Source organism: Mycobacterium sp. MYCO198283 (assembly GCF_021213805.1).
In the GTDB taxonomy this organism is placed as follows: Bacteria; Actinomycetota; Actinomycetes; order Mycobacteriales; family Mycobacteriaceae; genus Mycobacterium.
Genome location: NZ_JAJQJI010000011.1, coordinates 39,019 through 58,113, shown reverse-complemented (window position 1 = coordinate 58,113; position 19,095 = coordinate 39,019). Strand labels below are relative to the sequence as shown.

The 19,095-nt window shown below is 68.2% G+C and carries 16 protein-coding genes and 3 pseudogenes; 7 read left to right on the top strand and 12 right to left on the bottom strand.

All coding sequences use genetic code 11. The features are described from left to right. Positions 1–4: 4 nt before the first annotated feature. The gene (ctaD, locus tag LV457_RS18940; protein ID WP_232173084.1) at positions 5–1,750 is read right to left on the bottom strand and encodes a cytochrome c oxidase subunit I; all 1,746 of its coding nucleotides are present in this window, start codon (positions 1,748–1,750) and stop codon (positions 5–7) included. Positions 1,751–1,893: 143 nt separating this feature from the next. On the opposite strand from ctaD, the gene LV457_RS18935 reads away from it, so the two are divergent. Together LV457_RS18935 and LV457_RS18930 are read left to right on the top strand one after the other, a co-directional pair. After that, positions 1,894–2,979, top strand: a complete 1,086-nt coding sequence (locus tag LV457_RS18935) for an iron-siderophore ABC transporter substrate-binding protein (protein ID WP_232173083.1) — start codon at positions 1,894–1,896, stop codon at positions 2,977–2,979. Between the two features lie 159 nt (positions 2,980–3,138). After that, entirely contained in the window at positions 3,139–4,188 is a 1,050-nt protein-coding gene (locus tag LV457_RS18930; protein ID WP_232173082.1) for an NAD(P)-dependent alcohol dehydrogenase, read from the top strand. 37 nt (positions 4,189–4,225) lie between these two features. Here the strand turns inward: LV457_RS18930 and nrdF are convergent, their stop codons facing one another. Both nrdF and LV457_RS18920 read right to left on the bottom strand, forming a co-directional pair. After that, positions 4,226–5,200 (bottom strand): class 1b ribonucleoside-diphosphate reductase subunit beta, encoded by a 975-nt coding sequence (nrdF, locus tag LV457_RS18925; protein ID WP_232173081.1) that lies wholly within the window; start codon positions 5,198–5,200, stop codon positions 4,226–4,228. Positions 5,201–5,328: 128 nt separating this feature from the next. Further along, entirely contained in the window at positions 5,329–6,060 is a 732-nt protein-coding gene (locus LV457_RS18920; protein ID WP_232173080.1) for a TetR/AcrR family transcriptional regulator, read from the bottom strand. A 144-nt stretch (positions 6,061–6,204) separates the two neighbouring features. Between LV457_RS18920 and LV457_RS18915 the strand changes: the two genes are divergently transcribed. Further along, positions 6,205–7,386, top strand: a complete 1,182-nt coding sequence (locus LV457_RS18915) for an NAD(P)/FAD-dependent oxidoreductase (RefSeq protein ID WP_232173079.1) — start codon at positions 6,205–6,207, stop codon at positions 7,384–7,386. 37 nt (positions 7,387–7,423) lie between these two features. Here LV457_RS18915 and LV457_RS18910 read toward each other — a convergent pair whose 3' ends face one another. The 7 genes and pseudogenes from LV457_RS18910 to LV457_RS18890 form a co-directional block, all read right to left on the bottom strand. Next, positions 7,424–7,855, bottom strand: coding sequence for a VOC family protein (locus LV457_RS18910; protein WP_232173078.1), 432 nt, complete (start codon positions 7,853–7,855; stop codon positions 7,424–7,426). A gap of 115 nt (positions 7,856–7,970) precedes the next feature. Further along, a pseudogene (gene nrdE / locus LV457_RS20230) lies at positions 7,971–9,587 on the bottom strand (class 1b ribonucleoside-diphosphate reductase subunit alpha); the annotation flags it as partial. A gap of 24 nt (positions 9,588–9,611) precedes the next feature. Continuing rightward, positions 9,612–10,814 (bottom strand): annotated as a pseudogene (locus tag LV457_RS20225) (LAGLIDADG family homing endonuclease); the annotation flags it as partial. Then, a pseudogene (locus LV457_RS20220) lies at positions 10,803–11,363 on the bottom strand (ribonucleotide reductase N-terminal alpha domain-containing protein); the annotation flags it as partial. The pseudogenes LV457_RS20220 and LV457_RS20225, both read right to left, overlap by 12 nt. Then, positions 11,330–11,776, bottom strand: coding sequence for a class Ib ribonucleoside-diphosphate reductase assembly flavoprotein NrdI (nrdI, locus tag LV457_RS18900; protein ID WP_232173076.1), 447 nt, complete (start codon positions 11,774–11,776; stop codon positions 11,330–11,332). The gene nrdI and the pseudogene LV457_RS20220, both read right to left, overlap by 34 nt. 41 nt (positions 11,777–11,817) lie before the next feature. Next, positions 11,818–12,057: a glutaredoxin-like protein NrdH gene (gene nrdH, locus LV457_RS18895; RefSeq protein ID WP_232173075.1), complete on the bottom strand. Its 240-nt coding sequence runs from the start codon at positions 12,055–12,057 to the stop codon at positions 11,818–11,820. A gap of 445 nt (positions 12,058–12,502) precedes the next feature. Beyond that, the gene (locus LV457_RS18890) at positions 12,503–13,045 is read right to left on the bottom strand and encodes an NAD(P)H-dependent oxidoreductase (protein WP_232173074.1); all 543 of its coding nucleotides are present in this window, start codon (positions 13,043–13,045) and stop codon (positions 12,503–12,505) included. A gap of 86 nt (positions 13,046–13,131) precedes the next feature. On the opposite strand from LV457_RS18890, the gene LV457_RS18885 reads away from it, so the two are divergent. From LV457_RS18885 to LV457_RS18875, 3 genes are read left to right on the top strand one after another with little or no spacing between them, the layout of a single operon-like run. Further along, positions 13,132–13,737 (top strand): TetR/AcrR family transcriptional regulator, encoded by a 606-nt coding sequence (locus LV457_RS18885; RefSeq protein ID WP_232173073.1) that lies wholly within the window; start codon positions 13,132–13,134, stop codon positions 13,735–13,737. Further along, positions 13,734–14,786 carry a DNA polymerase IV gene (locus LV457_RS18880; protein WP_232173072.1) on the top strand — a complete coding sequence of 351 codons (1,053 nt, stop codon included), beginning with the start codon at positions 13,734–13,736 and terminating at the stop codon, positions 14,784–14,786. Before LV457_RS18885 ends, LV457_RS18880 begins: the two co-directional genes overlap by 4 nt. 9 nt (positions 14,787–14,795) lie before the next feature. Then, complete coding sequence (locus LV457_RS18875) at positions 14,796–15,974, top strand: AAA family ATPase (protein ID WP_232173071.1); 1,179 nt, start codon at positions 14,796–14,798, stop codon at positions 15,972–15,974. On the opposite strand, the gene LV457_RS18870 is transcribed toward LV457_RS18875, so the two are convergent. Further along, on the bottom strand, positions 15,975–16,829 hold the full coding sequence (locus tag LV457_RS18870) for an SDR family oxidoreductase (protein WP_232173070.1): 855 nt from the start codon (positions 16,827–16,829) through the stop codon (positions 15,975–15,977). It abuts the gene before it with no gap. 24 nt (positions 16,830–16,853) lie between these two features. Continuing rightward, complete coding sequence (locus tag LV457_RS18865; protein WP_232173069.1) at positions 16,854–17,495, bottom strand: TetR family transcriptional regulator; 642 nt, start codon at positions 17,493–17,495, stop codon at positions 16,854–16,856. Between the two features lie 116 nt (positions 17,496–17,611). Here LV457_RS18865 and LV457_RS18860 point away from each other — a divergent pair, with 116 nt between their 5' ends. After that, positions 17,612–19,093 (top strand): cytochrome P450, encoded by a 1,482-nt coding sequence (locus LV457_RS18860; protein ID WP_232173068.1) that lies wholly within the window; start codon positions 17,612–17,614, stop codon positions 19,091–19,093. Positions 19,094–19,095 lie beyond the last annotated feature (2 nt).

The following is a 19,095-nucleotide window of genomic DNA, read 5'->3' as shown; positions in this document are numbered from 1 at the left end:
GCGATCAGCGATCGGGCTCCGTCCGCGGGCCCATGCCGTCCGACGACTCGCCCACGGTGGCGTGCTTGCCGATGTGCGCCTCGGCGCGCATGCGTTCGACCATGTGCGGGTAGTGCAGCTCGAACGCGGGCCGCTCGGAGCGGATGCGGGGCAGCTCGGTGAAGTTGTGCCGCGGCGGCGGGCAGCTGGTGGCCCACTCCAGCGAGTTGCCGTAGCCCCAGGGGTCGTCGACGGTCACCGGCTCGCCGTACCGCCAGCTCTTGAACACGTTCCACACGAACGGGATGGTGGACGCCCCGAGGATGAACGCGCCCGACGTCGAGACGATGTTCAGTGCCATGAAGTCGTCGGACGGCAGGTAGTCGGCGTAGCGGCGCGGCATGCCCTCGTTGCCCAGCCAGTGCTGCACCAGGAACGTGGTGTGGAAGCCGATGAACGTCAGCCAGAAGTGCAGCTTGCCCAGCCGCTCGTCGAGCAGCCGGCCCGTCATCTTCGGGAACCAGAAGTAGATGCCGGCGTACGTCGCGAACACGATGGTGCCGAACAGCACGTAGTGGAAGTGGGCGATCACGAAGTAGGAGTCGGTGACGTGGAAGTCCAGCGGCGGGCTGGCGAGCAGCACGCCCGAGAGCCCACCGAGCAGGAAGGTCAGCAGGAAGCCGACGGCGAACAGCATCGGCGTCTCGAACGTCAACTGTCCCTTCCACATCGTGCCGATCCAGTTGAAGAACTTGATGCCGGTGGGCACGGCGATCAGGAATGTCATGAAGCTGAAGAACGGCAGCAGCACCGCACCGGTGGCGTACATGTGGTGTGCCCACACCGCCACCGACAGCGCGGCGATCGCGATGGTGGCGTAGATCAGCGTCGAGTAGCCGAAGATCGGCTTGCGGCTGAACACCGGGAACACCTCGGTGACGATGCCGAAGAACGGCAGCGCGATGATGTACACCTCGGGGTGCCCGAAGAACCAGAACAGGTGCTGCCACAGCAGGACGCCGCCGTTGGCCGGGTCGTAGACATGGGCGCCGAGGTGGCGGTCGGCGGCCAGCCCGAACAGCGCGGCGGTCAGCAGCGGGAAGGCCAGCAGCACCAGGATCGACGTCACCAGGATGTTCCAGGTGAAGATCGGCATCCGGAACATCGTCATGCCGGGCGCGCGCATACAGACCACGGTGGTCACCATGTTGACGCCGCCGAGGATGGTGCCCAGGCCACCGACGGCCAGGCCCATGATCCACAGGTCGGGGCCGGCGCCGGGCGAGTGGATGGCGTCCGACAGCGGCGCGTACGCGGTCCAGCCGAAGTCCGCCGCGCCGCCGGGGGTGATGAACCCGGCAAGGGCGATCAGCGCGCCGAACAGGAAGAGCCAGAACGAGAAGGCGTTCAGCCGCGGGAAGGCGACATCGGGTGCGCCGATCTGCAGCGGCAGCACCAGGTTCGCGAAGCCGAACACGATGGGCGTCGCGTAGAACAGCAGCATCACGGTGCCGTGCATGGTGAACAGCTGGTTGTACTGCTCGTTGCTCAGGAACTGCAGGCCCGGGACGGCCAGCTCGGTGCGGATGAACAGCGCCATCAGGCCGCCGATGAGGAAGAAGGCGAAGCAGGCGACGCAATACATGATGCCGATCAGCTTGTGATCGGTCGTGGTGATCAGCTTGTAGATCAGGCTGCCCTTGGGGCCGAGCCGTGCCGGGAACGGGCGACGGGCCTCGAGTCCTCCGAGAGGGGGCGCTTCGGCTGTCAAGAGCTCCTCCAAACCGCGGTTGCGTCGGCGGGATTACCCACGCGCACGTGTCCAAATCCTATCCCCCGTCAGCGGGTCCGGGGGAATGGGTCCTACGAACTGTCGTAATTGGGTCACCGACGGCGGGTGTTACCGTCGGCCACGTGCAGAGACCCGGTGTCTGGGCCGCCGCCGCGGCGTCGCTCACGGCAGTGGTGATCACCGTCGCGACCAGCTGCTCGACGCCGCCGGCGTCCGGCCCGGGGCCCGCCGCGGGCGCCTCGTCGATGATCACCAGCACCACCAAGATCGCCGGCGCCGGGGTGCTCGGCAACGACCGCCGGCCCGACGAGTCGTGCGCGCCGGAGCCCGCTGCGCCCGATCCGGGCCCCCCGACACGTCCCGTGCGGCACGCGGCCGGCCAGACCGACGTCCCCGCCGACCCGCAGCGCATCGTCGTCCTGTCCGGCGACGCGCTCGACTTCGTGTGCGCACTCGGCCTGCAATCGCGGATCGTGGGCGCCGCGCTCGCCGGCGAGGGCGCCACCCAACCCTGGTATCTGGGCACCGTCGTGCACCAGGCGCCCGCCGTCGGAACGCGCACCGCACCCGACGTGGCGGCCGTCAGGGCGGCCCGTCCCGACCTCATCATCGGCTCCGAGGCGCTGGCGCCGCAGTCCTACGCCGCCCTCGCCGACGTCGCACCCACCGTCTTCACCGGTGCGCCGGGCGCCGCCTGGCAGGACAATCTGCGGCTGGTCGGCGCCGCGACGGCCCGCGTGGGCGCCACCGACCGGCTGCTGGAGGGGTTCCGCGCCCAAGCCGAGCGGGTCGGCGCCGACAACGACGCCGCGCACTTCCAGGCGTCGATCGTCGAGTTGACCGAGGACACCGTGCGGGTCTACGGCGCCGACAACTTCCCCGCGAGCGTGCTCGCCGGTGTCGGCGTCGAGCGCCCGCCCGCCCAGCGGTTCACCGACGCGCCGTACCACGAGATCGGCAGCACCGACCTGGCGACAGCCGACTTCCGTGCCGCCGAAGGCGACATCGTCTACGTGTCCTTCGCCTCTCCGGCGGCCCGGGCACGCGGCGCGGCGGTCCTCGACAGCGACGCCTGGCGGCAGCTGTCCGCCAATCGCGACAACCGGGTGTTCGCCGTGAACAACGAGGTGTGGCAAACCGGCCAGGGCATCGTCGCGGCCCGCGGGGTGCTGGCCGACCTGCGGTGGCTCAACGCGCCGATCAACTAGCCCTTGACAGGTGCGGTGCGTCGTCGCCGGCAACTGTGGCATCGGCGCTCGCGCGCGGCCGGCCTGTAACAAGGGTCACGGCGCGAGCCTGCGGGGGAATGAATTAGCGCCGCTAAGCTTTCTCGGTAGAGCCCCAGAAGACGACCCCGAGGACGTGCCATGCCCATCACCGTCTCCGCTTACGCCGCGCCGTCCGCCACGGAACCGCTGGTCCCCACCCGCATCGAGCGCCGCGACCCCGGCCCGCACGACGTCGCCATCGAGATCGCGTTCGCCGGCATCTGCCACTCCGACATCCACACCGTGCGCCAGGAGTGGGGAAAGGTCCAGTACCCGCTGGTGCCGGGCCACGAGATCGCCGGCGTCGTCACGGCGGTCGGGTCGGCCGTCACCAGGTATCAGGTCGGTGACCGCGTCGGTGTCGGCTGCTTCGTCGATTCCTGTCGCGAATGCGCGTCCTGCCGCGCCGGCGAAGAGCAGTACTGCACCGGCGGCGGCATGGTCGGCACGTACAACGGCGTCGACCGTGACGGCCGCCCGACCGCCGGCGGCTACAGCGGCGCGATCGTGGTCGACGAGAACTACGTGCTGCGGATCCCCGACGCCATCCCGCTCGACAAGGCCGCGCCGCTGCTGTGCGCGGGCATCACGACGTATTCGCCGCTGCGCCACTGGAACGCCGGCGCGGGGACGCAGGTGGCCGTCATCGGCCTGGGCGGGCTGGGCCACCTCGCCGTCAAGCTCGGAGCCGCGATGGGTGCCGAGGTCACGGTGCTCAGCCAGTCGCTGAAGAAGATGGAGGACGGCCTGCGGCTGGGCGCGTCGGAGTACCACGCCACCAGCGACCCCGACACCTTCAAGAAGCTGCGCGGCCGCTTCGACCTGATCCTCAACACCGTCTCGGCGAACCTCGACATGGGTGACTACCTCGGGCTGCTCAACCTCGACGGCACCCTGGTCGAGCTCGGCATGCCGGAAAAGCCCATGACGGTGCCGGCCGGCGCGCTGATCTTCGGCCGCCGCCGCCTCGCGGGCTCGCTGATCGGCGGCATCCGCGAGACGCAGGAGATGCTGGACTTCTGCGCCGAGCACGGCGTGACACCGGAGATCGAGCTGGTGCAACCCGACTATGTCAACGAGGCCTACGAGCGCATGATCGCCAGCGATGTGCGCTACCGGTTCGTCATCGACACGTCGTCGCTGCGGTAGGCCGCTGCGGCTTCCGGCTGGAGCCGCTGCCGCGAGGCTAGAAGTCCCAGTCCTCGTCCTCGGTGACGACGGCCTTGCCGATGACGTAGCTCGACCCGGAGCCGGAGAAGAAGTCGTGATTCTCGTCGGCGTTCGGGCTGAGCGCCGAGAGGATCGCGGGGTTGACGTCGGTCTCGTCGCGCGGGAACAGCGCCTCGTAGCCGAGGTTCATCAGCGCCTTGTTGGCGTTGTAGCGCAGGAACTTCTTGACGTCCTCGGTGAGCCCGACCTCGTCGTAGAGGTCCTGGGTGTATTCGACTTCGTTGTCGTACAGCTCGAAGAGCAGCTCGTAGGTGTAGTCCTTGAGCTCGGCGCGGCGGGTGTCGTCTTCCAGCGCCAGCCCCTTCTGGAACTTGTAGCCGATGTAGTAGCCGTGCACGGCCTCGTCGCGGATGATCAACCGGATCATGTCCGCGGTGTTGGTGAGCTTTGCCCGTGAGGACCAGTACATCGGCAGGTAGAAGCCGGAGTAGAACAGGAAGCTCTCCAGCAGCGTGGACGCGACCTTGCGCTTCAGCGGATCGTCGCCCTTGTAGAAGTCCATGACGATCTGCGCCTTGCGCTGCAGGTTCGGGTTCTCCTCCGACCAGCGGAACGCCTCGTCGATCTCGGTGGTCGAGCACAGCGTCGAGAAGATGTTGCTGTAGCTCTTCGCGTGCACCGACTCCATGAACGCGATGTTGGTGTACACCGCCTCCTCGTGCGGCGTCAGCGCATCGGGGATGAGGCTGACGGCGCCGACGGTGCCTTGGATGGTGTCGAGCAGCGTCAGGCCCGTGAACACCCGCATGGTCAGCTGCTTCTCGTGGGCCGTCAGCGTGCCCCACGACGGGATGTCGTTGGACACCGGCACCTTCTCGGGTAGCCAGAAATTGCCGGTCAGCCGTTCCCAGACCTCGGCGTCCTTCTCGTCGGCCAGCCGGTTCCAGTTGATCGCCGAGACCCGATCGATCAGCTTCACGCCCTCGCTCACTGAAACCCCTCTTCACCAGGACTTATCGTCGTCACCCGCAGCTCCCCCGCGGGTGGTTCAACACTACAGTTTGTGGCTCGACCGCCCACGCATTCCCACATGTAGTGGCGAGCGTGTCGCGGGCCCGGTCAGGCGGAGCGCGGCACGGCGGCGTGGATCGGCCGGTCGGGCTCGATCTTGATCCCGAGCAGCTCGGTGGTGCCGTAGACGGCGCCGAACACGATGGTCGAGAGGTGGGAGACGAACTTCTCGCGCGGCATCCGGCGCGCGGCGGTCGGCTCCGCGCCCAGCCACCACTCCGTCGCCGACGCGGCGGTGCCGAACATCGCCGACGCCGACAGCTCGACGGCGTCCCGGTCCACCTTGAGCTCACGCAGTTCGTTGCTGAACGCCTCGGCCAACCCGAGGGTGATGTCGCGGCTTTCGTTGAGCGCCCGCTTCGCGGACTCCGTCTGCTCGGTGAACCGCCCGAGCATGAGGAAGCGGACGACGTTGGGGTGCTGGTCGACCAGCGTCACGTACTCGTCGACACTCTTGCGGATGACCTCGCGCGCCGAATCGGTGCTCAGGTCGATCGCCGGGAAGATCGCTGCCCACAACATGTCCCGCATCCGCTGGCCGATGGCCTGGAACAGGTCGGACTTGTCGGTGAAATGGCGGTAGATCTTGGGCTTGGCGGTGCCGGCTTCCTCGGCGATCTCGCGGAGGCTGACATCGGGTCCCTGCCGGTCGATGGCCCGGAACGCCGCGTCGATGATCTCCGCGCGGACCTTCTTGCGGTGCTCACGCCAGCGCTCGCTGCGGGCGTCGACTTTCACGTCCGCGCGCGCCCCCGGTGCGGGCCGCCCCACTCTGCGCATTCGACCACTGTACCGCCGGGACGGCCCTGACCTGCTGCGACCGGTGTATGACATCTGCCGGACGTCGATTCGCTCGGTCGGTGGCGACGAAACCGCTCGCGTACTATTCGGCTTCGGTACACCGATCGACACGAGACGGGACTCATGACCCAGCGATACGACGTGGTCATCGCCGGCGGCGGGCCGTCCGGCTCGGCCGCCGCCTGGCAAGCCGCGCAGACCGGGGCCAAGGTGCTGGTCCTCGACAAGGCCGAATTCCCGCGCGACAAGCCGTGCGGCGACGGGCTGACCGCCCGCGCGGTGAGCTATCTGCAGAAGATGGGCCTGTCGCACGAGGTCGCGAAGTTCCACCGCGTGAACCGGGTGACGGTCTTCAGCCCGAGCCAGTGGGAGCTGTCGTTCCCCAAGCGGCCCGGCATGCCCGACCACGGCCACACCGTGAGCCGCACGGAGCTGGACACCTTGCTGCTCAAGCACGCCGAGGCCGCCGGCGCGCAGGTGCGGCAGTCGGCCGAAGTCACCGGCCCGGAGCTCGACGCCAATGGCCGCGTGGTCGGGGTGGTGCTCAAGGGCGGCGAGAAGGTGTTCGGCGACGCGGTGATCGCGGCCGACGGCGCCTACTCCCCCATCAAGCGCGCGCTGAAGATCGACTCGCAGTACAACGGCTACCAGGCCATCGCGATCCGCTCGGAGATGCCCGCCAACCGCCCGGATTCCGACAGCCTCGACATCTACCTGAAGCTGGCGTTCCAGGGCGATCAGCTGCCGGGCTACGGCTGGGTGTTCCCGATGGGCAACGGTGTCTTCAACATCGGCCTGGGTTACGTCAACAGCTACAAGAACTGGCAGGCGATCAACGCCACCCAGTTCCTCGGCGAGTTCCTGCGGTCACTTCCCCGCGAGTGGGATCTGCCCGCCATCGAGGAGCTGAAGAAGAACAAGAGCGTGCGCGCGTGGCGGCTGCCGATGGGCTTCACCGCGTGGCCGCCGTGGCGTCCCGGCGTGCTCTTCACCGGCGATTCGCTGGGTGCGGGCAAGCCGGCGTCGGGCGCGGGGATCTCCAAGGCGCTGGAGTCCGGCCTGGCCGCCGGCGAATGCGCGGTCGCGGCGCTCACCAACGGCGGCCCCGACGACTTCACCAACTACGCGCAGCGCATGGAAGCGGCGTGGGGCCGGGAGTACAAGCGCGGCCGCTACTTCCACAAGCTCGCGGGCATCCCGGCCGTCGCCAACACCGGAATCAAGGTGATCGACAACGCCTTCTTCCGTGACCGGCTGCTCAAGGCGCTGTACAAGAAGGAACAGGGCCCCCAGCACAAGTACTGACGTGCGACGGCCGCACACCGCCCGCGCGGTGTGCGGCTCAGCGCTGAGGCGCGGCGAGCTCCGACGGCTCCGCGGACACCGCAGCCGGGTCGAGCCAGAAGATCTGCCAGGAGTGGCCGTCGAGGTCGTTGTAGCTGCGGCCGTACATGAACTCTTCGTCCTCGCTGTCGCCCGCCGTCGCGCCCGCCGCGATCGCGCGGTCGACCAGGGCGTCCACCGCGTCGCGGGTGTCCACGCCGAGGCAGATGACGCACTCTTTCACGACGGCCGCGTCGGCGGTCTGCGCGGGATGCAGGGAATCGAAGACGTCGCGCTGCAACAGCATGGCGAACTGGTTGTGCCCCAACACCACGACGAGCGTCACGTCACTGCACATCGACTCGTGGAAGCCGTAACCGAGCGCGGTGAAGAACGCGCGCGAGCGGGCGACGTCGGCGACGGGGAGGTTGACGAAGAGCGTTGCGTGCATGTCGGGTGCCTTTCGGAGAGCCGGCGGATCCTGCTGGATGCCGTCGCACAGGTAGACCGCGCTCGCGGCGGTTACTCATCGCGCCCGAAACGACCGCGCCCGAAACGACATAGCGCTACAGCATGCAGCTGACGCAGCCCTCCACCTCGGTGCCTTCCAGGGCCATCTGCCGGAGCCGGATGTAGTAGAGCGTCTTGATGCCCTTGCGCCAGGCGTAGATCTGCGCTTTGTTCACATCGCGCGTGGTGGCGGTGTCCTTGAAGAACAGCGTCAGGCTCAGCCCCTGGTCCACGTGTTGGGTGGCCGCGGCGTAGGTGTCGATGATCTTCTCGTAGCCGATCTCGTACGCGTCCTGGAAGTACTCCAAGTTGTCGTTGGTCAGATACGGCGCCGGGTAGTAGACGCGGCCGATCTTGCCTTCCTTGCGGATCTCGATCTTGCTCGCCACCGGGTGAATCGAGCTGGTCGAGTGGTTGATGTAGGAGATCGACCCGGTCGGCGGCACGGCCTGCAGGTTCTGGTTGTAGATGCCGTGCGCCTGCACCGACTCCTTCAGCCGGCGCCAGTCGTCCTGGTTCGGGATGCGGATGCCCGCATCGGCGAACAGCTGCCGCACCTTGTCCGTCTTGGGCTCCCACACCTGGTCGGTGTAGCGGTCGAAGAACTCACCGCTGGCATACTTGCTGCGCTCGAAGCCCTTGAAGTGCGTCCCGCGTTCGATCGCCAGGCGATTCGACGCCCGCAGCGCGTGGTAGAGCACCGTGTAGAAGTAGATGTTCGTGAAGTCGATGCCCTCGTCGGAACCGTAGAAGATCCGCTCACGCGCCAGGTAGCCGTGCAGGTTCATCTGCCCGAGCCCGATGGCGTGGGAGTCGTTGTTGCCCTGCTCGATCGACGGCACCGACGTGATGTGCGTCTGGTCCGACACGGCGGTCAGTGCGCGGATGGCCACCTCGATGGTCTGGCCGAAATCCGGCGAGTCCATGGCCTTCGCGATGTTCAGCGAGCCGAGGTTGCACGAGATGTCCTTACCGACCTTGGCGTAGGACAGGTCCTCGTTGTACTCCGACGGCGTCGACACCTGCAGGATCTCCGAGCACAGGTTCGAGTGGGTGATCTTGCCCTCGATGGGGTTGGCCCGGTTCACCGTGTCCTCGAACATGATGTACGGGTAGCCCGACTCGAACTGCAGCTCGGCAAGCGTCTGGAAGAATTCGCGCGCCTTGATCTTCGTCTTGCGGATACGCGCGTCGTCCACCATCTCGTAGTACTTCTCGGTCACCGAGATGTCGGCGAACGGCAGGCCGTAGACACGCTCGACGTCGTACGGCGAGAACAGGTACATGTCCTCGTTGCGCTTGGCGAGCTCGAAGGTGATGTCCGGGATCACGACGCCCAGCGACAGCGTCTTGATGCGGATCTTCTCGTCGGCGTTCTCGCGCTTGGTGTCGAGGAAGCGGTGGATGTCGGGATGGTGGGCGTGCAGGTACACCGCACCGGCACCCTGGCGGGCGCCCAGCTGGTTGGCGTAGGAGAACGAGTCCTCCAGCAGCTTCATGATCGGGATGACGCCCGAGCTCTGGTTCTCGATGTTCTTGATCGGTGCACCGTGCTCGCGAATGTTGCTGAGCAACAACGCCACTCCGCCGCCGCGCTTGGACAACTGCAGCGCCGAGTTGATGGAGCGACCGATGGACTCCATGTTGTCCTCGATGCGCAGGAGGAAGCAATTGTGGACGACCGTGCCACGAATGGTGTAGGTGTGCGTCCCCTCGACGTGGAGGTTGTAGACCTTCTCGGGCACCTGATCGGTGACCTTCAGCTCGCGGATGCCGTACACGTGGCGCCCGTGCACGACCTGGTAGGTGGTGCGCGACGTGCCCTTCTGGCCGACGTAGTTGTGCAGGTTCTTCCCGACGTCGAAAATGAATTCCTCGTTGGCGCCCGGCAATCCGGGCACGAAGACCTGTCCCGTGAGGTTGCCCGCCTGGTTGGTGTACTGCCGAACGCGGGACATGATCCCCTGGCGGCGGAGCAGCAGCTGCACTTGATCGACCAGGTCGGGATTCACCAGGTCGAGCACCATTCCACCGGCCGTGCTGCACCCGTCCCCGCGGAACAACCCGGCCAGCAGTCCACGCTGGAACTCGTCGCCGGCCGTCAGGACCTCGGGTGACAACCGCTTCGTGTGACAGCCCGTGCCGGCCATCGACAGGATCAGCGATGCCACGATCTCGCTGCTGCAGATCATGCGCACCGATTGATCCGAGACGCTTTGGTGCACTGCGAGATCCGCGGCGAAGACCCGCTTGAACGCAGCCGCCAATTCCTGCTGGTAGTCGAGTTCGTGTGTGCCGACGGTGAAATGGATGCCATTCGGCGTCGTGTGGTCGGTTGATCGCTTGGAGATGTGGCCTTCGGCGATGTACCAGCCGAGGATCAAGCCGAGGTCGTACGACTCTTCGACATAGCGATTCACCGAGACGAACCGGAGTCGGTAGCGCCGCTTGCTGCGATGCTTGTTGTCGGCGTTCACCTTCCGGATCAATCCGTCGGCTTCTTCATAGTCACCGGAGCCGACGTGTTCCATCAGGTCGAAGACCCGCCGCTCGCGCCCTTCGGAGGGTGACGCGGTGACGACGAAATCCTCGGGCCTGACGTCCTTGGCCGCCAGCCAAACGAAGCCGTTGAACGGATCGGCGCCGTCGCCGTCGATCAGGGATCCGACATCGCGCGTCGTCCAAACCAGAATGGGATGCTCGGGCGTGCACAGGATCGGCTTGTTGTGCCCGAAGTGCGAAATCGACACCAACGGTTGGTCGTTCGGGTTCTCGACAACAGCCTCGACAACAGCGAACGAGCCGTCGTGCGACAGCACCCGGTCCCCCGGCTCGAGGGTCTCGATCGCCCGCGGGCCCGCGGCGGTGTCGATCGGCGTACCGGCCGGGAAGCACGACACCGGCTCACCGCGCTGCTTCTTGCCCGAGTTGAGGAACGTCGGCGTGGCCGGCTGGAAGCGGCCGTCGATGATCTCGTCGACGAGCTTCTCGGCGAGCGCGGTGTCGCCGGCGGCCAGCGTCAGCGACACCATCACGACGCGGTCCTCGAAGCGCTCGAGGTAACGCTTCCCGTCGAACGTCTTCAGCGTGTACGAGGTGTAGTACTTGAACGCCCCGAGAAAGGTCGGGAACCGGAACTTCTTGGCGTAGGCGCGGTCGAGCAGCGTCTTGACGAAGTTGCGGGAGTACTGGTCGAGCACCTCGCGCTCGTAGTAGTTCTTCTCGATCAGGTAGTCGAGCTTCTCGTCGACGTTGTGGAAGAAGACGGTGTTCTGGTTGACGTGCTGCAGGAAGTACTCCCGCGCTGCCTGCACGTCCTTGTCGAACTGGATCTTGCCGTCGGCGTCGTACAGGTTGAGCATCGCGTTCAGCGCGTGGTAATCGGTCTCCCCGGGGAGCGCGTGCGCGCCCGCGGTTACCGGCGCTGCAGCTGTGACGGTGGGTGACACGTCTGTTCCTTCCAGAATGCGGCGAGGCCGTTACGCACCGCCAGGACGTCTTCCGCGGTTCCCATGAGCTCGAACCGATAGAGGTACGGGACGCCGCACTTGCGGGACACGACCGTGCCCGCGTATCCGAACTCGGCGCCGAAGTTGGTGTTGCCCGCAGCGATGACGCCGCGGATCAACGACCGGTTGTGTTCGTCGTTGAGGAAAGCGATGACCTGCTTGGGCACATATCCGCCGGCGTCGGGGTCGGGGCCGTTGGCGTGGCCGCCGCCGTAGGTCGGCAGCACCAGGACGTACGGTTCGTGCACCTGGATGCGGTCACGCAGCGGAATGCGCACGGCGGGCAGACCCAACTTCTCGACGAAGCGGTGGGTGTTCTCCGAGACGCTCGAGAAGTAGACGAGATTGCTCACTCGGATTCCTCCCCTCCGGGTCGAGTGTCCGCCCGCGGGCGTCAGGCCGACAACGCGTCGTTGGCGAGGGCCTTGATGCGGTCGGGCCGGAAGCCGGACCAGTGCGTCGAACCGGCGACCACCACGGGCGCCTGGAGGTAGCCGAGCGCCATCACGTAGTCGCGGGCATCGGTGTCGACGCTGATGTCGACCGTCTCATAGGCGATGCCCTGCTTGTCCAGCGCCTTGTAGGTGGCGTTGCACTGCACGCATGCGGGCTTGGTGTACACCTTGACGTTCATCTGCTGCCGCCTCCTCAGCGAAACTTGACAGGTCAACCAGGTACTGCCTGACCGCCGAATGCCCTGTGATATCCAGCCAGACCGCAAGGCCGGTTCATTCCGTCCGCCCCGAGCCGCTTTCGCCGACGTCACCGCCGGTTTCCTGGCTTCCTGCGGGCCCCCGAACCGTGGTGGCCTTTCGGTGTTCCGAACACTACACCTAGTGGCTGACATCGCCTACGGATACCACATGTTCTGAACAACATTCTTGAAATTCCCTGGTCGTAACGTCTCGGGCGAGCGTTGTGACGGCGTGTCGCGCCGCTGGGCCGCCGCGTGTCGCCACCGCTGCGACGTCCTATCACCCGGTACCGACACCACCGGCGGCCGGCGACCGCTGGCCGCAGCTGCCAGCAAACCGCACCGGAGAACGCCCCGCTCGCCGGCGCAGCGCCGACGTCCGGGGTTACCGCACCTCGGCGACGAGCTTGGCCACGACGTCGCGCAGCGCGTCGGCCACCTCGGCGTGCTCGCGGGGATGCCGGCCGTCGAGGGACGGCACCGGCACCGAGAGCGCGAGGTCCTCGACCACCCGGGCGCCGGCGATGCCGAAGGACTTGCGCGTCTCGTCGTGCGCCCACCGTCCGCCGTACTGGCCGAGTGAGGCGCCGACCACCGCGAGCGGCTTTTCCCGCAGTGCGCCGTTGCCGTAGGGCCGCGACAACCAGTCGATCGCGTTCTTGAGCACACCCGGGATGCTGCCGTTGTATTCGGGCGTGACGACGAGCGCCGCGTCAGCCTCGGCCGCGGCGGCCCGCAGCGCCACCACCGGCTCGGCGACGTCGTCGTTGTCGATGTCCTCGTCGTAGAACGGCAGCTCGCCGAGGCGGTCGAAGATCCGCAGCTCGGCGCCGTCGGGCGACGTCTCTACGGCGAGCTCCGCCAGCTGTCGGTTCACCGACGCTGCACGCAGGCTGCCGACCAGCACCAGCACGTTGATATCCGCCATCGTCACGTCCTTTCCACTCGGCCACAGGGTCGCACGGCACAACCGGACTGTGGTCCGAATAATTCCGGCTGAGCTAAAGTGCTGAGGTGAGCGCCACCGAACAGCCCGGCGGCCTGCCGGTGACGGACGCCGCGACGGCCGAACGCGGCGACGCCGCCCGCAACCGGGCGCTGCTGCTCGACGCTGCGCGACGGCTCATCGCCGAGCACGGCACCGAGGTGTCGATGGACGCCATCGCGGCGGCCGCCGGGGTGGGCAAGGGAACGGTCTTCCGCCGGTTCGGCAGCCGCGCCGGGCTGATGATCGTGTTGCTCGACGAGGACGAGAAGGCGTTCCAGCAGGCGCTGCTGTTCGGGCCGCCGCCACTGGGCCCGGGCGCACCGCCGCTGCAGCGGCTGCTGGCGTACGGCGGTCACCGGCTCGACTTCGTCCGGCAGCATCAGGCGCTGCTCAGCGACGCCGCACGCGACCCGCAGACCCGGTTCAACGCCCCCGCCATGGTGCACCGCACGCACGTCCGGATGCTGCTCGACGCGGCCGGCACGACCGGAGACCTCGGCGCCCAAGCCGATGCACTGCTTTCGCTGCTCGATGCCGACTACGTCCAGCACCAGCTGACCGACCGCGGTCAGACGCCGGCGGAGCTGATCGGGGCCTGGGAGTCGGTGGCCCGCAAGCTGTGCGGCACATGACCCGGCCGTGGATCCTGCACGTCGACCTCGACCAGTTCCTCGCGTCGGTCGAACTGCGGCGACACCCGGCGCTGGCCGGCCTGCCGGTGATCGTCGGCGGCAGCGGCGATCCGACCGAACCGCGCAAGGTGGTCACCTGCGCCTCCTACGAGGCGCGGGCACACGGTGTACGGGCCGGCATGCCGCTGCGCAGCGCCGCCCGCCGCTGCCCGGATGCGACGTTCCTGCCGTCGGACACGGCCGCCTACGACGCCGCCTCCGACGAGGTGATGACGCTGCTGCGCGACCTCGGCCATCCGCTGGAGGTCTGGGGCTGGGACGAGGCCTACCTCGCCGCGGACGTCGAGGACCCCGAGGCACTCGCCGAGCGGATCCGTGAGCTGATCGCCGCGGCCACCGGGCTGTCGGCGTCGGTCGGCATCAGCGACAACAAGCAGCGCGCGAAGGTGGCGACCGGATTCGCCAAGCCCGCGGGCGTCTACCGCTTGACCGACGACAACTGGATGGCCGTGATGGGCGAACGCGACGTCGCGGCGCTGTGGGGCGTCGGGCCGAAAACGGCCAAGAAGCTCGCGGCGATGGGCATCTCGACCGTCGCGGACCTGGCCCGCACCGACGCCGCGGTGCTCACGGCGGCCTTCGGGCCGACCACCGGGCTGTGGCTGCTGCTGCTCGCCAAGGGTGGCGGCGACGCATCGGTGAGCGCAAAGCCGTGGGTGCCGCGCTCGCGCAGCCACGTGATCACCTTTCCGCGCGACCTCACCGACCGCGACGAGATGGCGGCCGCCGTCGCCGACCTCGCCCGCCGCACCCTCACCGAGGTCGCCGCCGACCAGCGCATCGTGACCCGGGTCGCGGTCACGGTGCGCACCAGCACGTTCTTCACCCGCACCAAGATCCGCAAGCTGGCCGCGGCCACCACCGACGAGACGACCGTCGTGGAAACCGCGCTGTCGGTGTTGCGGCGCTTCGAGCTCGACCGGCCGGTGCGGCTGCTCGGGGTGCGCCTGGAACTCGCGATGCCGTCGGCTGTCGGTACCGACCGATAGCGTTCGGGCGTGCTCACCACGGTTGCCGTCCGCGGCTACCGCTCGTTGCGCGAGGTCGTCCTGCCGCTGCGCGCCCTGACCGTCGTCACCGGCGCGAACGGTACGGGCAAGTCCTCGCTGTACCGAGCGCTGCGCCTGCTCGCCGACTGCGGGCGAGGTGGCGTCGTCGGCTCGCTGGCCCGTGAGGGCGGGCTGGAGTCGGCCATGTGGGCAGGGCCGGAGCAGCTGGCGGGCGCCCGTCGCACCGGTGTCGTCGAGGGCACCCGTCGCAGCCGGCCGGTGTCGCTCGAGCTGGGCTTCGCCGCGGCCGACGTCGGCTACGCGGTGGACCTCGGCGTGCCGCAGTCCCCGGGACACCGGTCGTTGTTTGCGCGCGACCCAGAGATCAAGCGGGAGCTGGTGTTCGCGGGCCTGGCGCCACGGCCGGCGGCCACGCTCGTGCGACGCGCCGGTCCGCTCGCCGAATACCGGGCCGACCGCGGCTTCGAGCAGCTGACGAGGTCGCTGCCGAGCCATCTCAGCGTGCTGACGGAGTTCGCGGGTCGGCTGCCCGAGCTGGCCGCGGTGCGGGATCGACTGCGGGATTGGCGGTTCTACGACGGGTTCCGGGTGGACGCCGACGCCCCTGCGCGCCGGCCGCAGGTGGGCACCCGCACCCCCGTGCTCGCCGCCGACGGCTCCAATCTCGCCGCCGCGGTGCAGACCGTCGTCGAGGCCGGCTTCGACGACCTGCAGCGGGCCGTCGACGCGGCGTTCGACGGCGCCCAGCTGACCGTCGCGGTACACGACGGGCTGTTCGACCTGAGCCTGCAGCAGCGGGGCATGCTGCGTCCGCTGCGGGCAGCCGAATTGTCCGATGGCACACTGCGATTCCTGCTGTGGGCCACCGCGCTGCTGAGCCCGCAGCCGCCGTCGCTGATGGTGCTCAACGAGCCGGAGACCTCGCTGCATCCGGCGCTGATCCCGCCGCTCACCGAGTTGATCGCCGCGGCGGCCCGACGCACGCAGGTCGTCGTGGTCACCCACGACCGCAGGCTGGTGGACCAGCTCGGGGCGCAGCCAGTCGGCGGCGCCGCCGGGGACCCGGACCTGCCGCTCGAGCTGCCGCTCGTCAAGGACTGGGGCGAGACCTTCGTCGCCGGTCTCGCGCCGCTGGAGGCACCGCCGTGGGATTGGGGGAAGCGCTGATCAGGGGATGCGCGCCGGCCGCAGCGCCCGGCTGAACAACACGTTGACCTGGCGCATCGCCACGCTGTAGGGCCACCACGCCAGGCGCTTGAAGAGATACAGCGCCCGGATGTCCACCGAGGTGTAGATGAGGTACCGGTTCCTCGCGACGCCGGCCAGGATTTTGTCGGCCACCCGCTCCGGGGTCACCGCGTGGCCGGTGAATCGCCCGGTCCACTTCTGCACCGCGGGGTGGTCGCGGTCCACCCCGGCGATCTCGACCGTCCGCACCAGCGGCGTGTCCACGGCGCCCGGCACCACCACGGACACCCCGATACCGTGCCGGGCGAGGTCGAAGCGCAGCACCTCCGACAGCCCGCGCAGCCCGTACTTGCTGGCGCTGTAGGCGGCGTGCCACGGCAGCGCGACGAGCCCGGCCGCCGACGACACGTTGACCAGGTGCCCACCGCGGCCGGCGGCGACCATCTGCGGAACGAACGCCTCGATGACGTGAATCGGGCCCATCAGGTTGACGTCGATCATGCGCCGCCACTGGTCGTGGCTCAGCCGGGACACCGTTCCCCATGCCGAGACGCCGGCGATGTTCATGACGATGTCCATGCTCGGGTGCTCGGCCTGAACGTCGGCCGCGAACGCCTCGACCTGGTCGTGATCGGAGACGTCGAATGCCCGGTGCGCGGGGACGGCCGCGCCCAGCGCCTCGGCGTCGGCGACGGTTCGGGCCAGACCCGCCTCGTCGCGGTCGGTCAGGAACAGCACGGCGCCGGCAGCGGCCAGTCTCAGGGCGGTCGCGCGGCCGATGCCGCTGGCGGCGCCGGTCACCAGCACCCGCTTGCCTGCAACGCTGCGCGCCATGGCGGCGACCCTACCGGGCGCGGATCAGTCCTCGGCGTCGAGCGTGGCCGGCCACAGCGCGGCCTGCCACAGCCGCTCGAGCACCCGCACCCCGCGCTCGAGATCGCGGTGCGGTCCGACGAAGGCCGGGTCACCGGAGAGCAGGTAGCCGGTGGTCACCGACAGCGTGCGCACCAGGGCCGGGATGTCGTCGCTGATGGGCCGCGTGGTGCCCGCCCGCACCTCGGCGTCCACCACGCCGACGATCTGGTCGATCACCAGATCCATCTGGTGGTCCAGGATCTCGCGGATCTCGGCGTCGCTGTGCCGTGCGGCGTTGCAGGCCGACATCACCGGGTCGTTGTGGGCGTAGACGACGGCCGCACTGCCGACCATGCGGCGGGCGAACGCGGCCGGCGACTCGTCGGGGCCCCGGGGAGCGAAGTGGTGGGTCAGCTCCTCGAGCTCCTGCAGCACCTCGTTGAGGATCTGGGCGAGCACGGCGTACTTGGAGTCGAAGTAGAAGTAGAAGCCGGACCGGGCCACGCCCGCGCGGTCGCTGATGGTGCTGACCGACAACTCCGCGAACGGCTTTTCTTCGAGCAGTTCGCGCACCGCCTGCATGATCGCCGACCGCTGCCGATCGCCCCGGCTCTGCGGCGCCTTCACCTCGCGGTCCGTGCTCATCCTGCAAACCTTGCCACGCCGCCACGGCAGGTAGAACTTGACAGCCGTCAAGTAGCCCCGAGAAGATGTTCGGCACGTGACCTGTCACACAACGGAGTCCGCTTGGAGGAGCGTCGATGGCGACCATCAGTACCCCTGAGTACCTACTGGACCAGGCCAAGCGTCGGCTGACGCCGTCGGTGACGAATTTCCCGGGACTCGGGCTGCTGGAGAAGAAGCTGCTCGACACCGAGTTCCCGCAGACGGAACTGGCGCCGCCGCCGCCCGGCTCGGACCTCAAACCGGTGATGGGCGACAAGGGCCTGCCGATCTTCGGTCACATGGTGGAGATGATGCGCGGCGGGCCGGACTACTGGGTGCGCATCTACCGCGAGCACGGCCCGCTCTACTTCGTCGACTCCCCGGCCCTGCCGTCGGTCGCGGCGCTCGGACCGGACGCGGCGCAGGTGATCTACACCAACCGCAACAAGGACTTCTCGCAGCAGGGCTGGGTGCCGGTGATCGGCCCCTTCTTCCACCGCGGCCTGATGCTGCTCGACTTCGACGAGCACATGTACCACCGGCGGATCATGCAGGAGGCGTTCGTCCGGACGCGGCTCGCCGGCTACACCGAGCAGGTCGACCGGGTCGTCTCGCAGGTCATCGCCAACGACTGGGTGGCCAACGACGCGCGGTTCCTGCTGTATCCGGCGATGAAGGAGCTGACGCTCGACATCGCCTCCATGGTGTTCATGGGCCACGAGCCGGGCACCGACCACGAGCTGGTCACCAAGGTCAACAAGGCGTTCACCACCACCACGCTCGCCGGCAACGCCGTCATCCGCACCAGCGTTCCGCCGTTCACCTGGTGGCGTGGGCTGCGCGCCCGCAAGCTGCTCGAGGACTACTTCGAAGAGCGCGTGCAGGAGGCCCGCCGCGCCGAGGGCGACGACCTGCTCTCGGTGCTGTGCCGCACCGAGGACGAGGACGGCAACCGGTTCTCCGACGCCGACATCGTCAACCACATGATCTTCCTGATGATGGCGGCCCACGACACCTCGACATCGACGGCGACCACCATCGCCTACCAGCTGGCCGCGCACCCGCAGTGGCAGGACCGGTGCCGCGACGAGTCGGACCGGCTCGGCGACGGCCCGCTCGACATCGAGGCGCTGGAGAAGCTGGAGACGCTCGATCTGGTGATGAACGAGTCGATCCGGCTGGTGACGCCCGTGCAGTGGGGGATGCGCCAGACCGTGCGCGACACCGAACTGCTCGGCTACTTCCTGCCCAAGGGCACCAACGTCATCGCCTATCCGGGCATGAACCACCGCTTGCCGGAGCTGTTCCCGGAGCCGCACAAGTTCGATCCCGAGCGCTTCTGCGAGCCGCGCAACGAGCACAAGAAGCACCGCTACGCGTTCACGCCGTTCGGCGGCGGCGCGCACAAGTGCATCGGCATGGTGTTCGGCCAGCTGGAGGTGAAGACCATCCTGCACCGGCTGCTGCGCAAGTACCGGCTGGAACTACCCCGCCCCGGCTACGAGGCGCACTGGGATTACAGCGGCATGCCGGTTCCCAAGGACGGGATGCCGATCATGCTGCGGCCGCTGCGCTGACG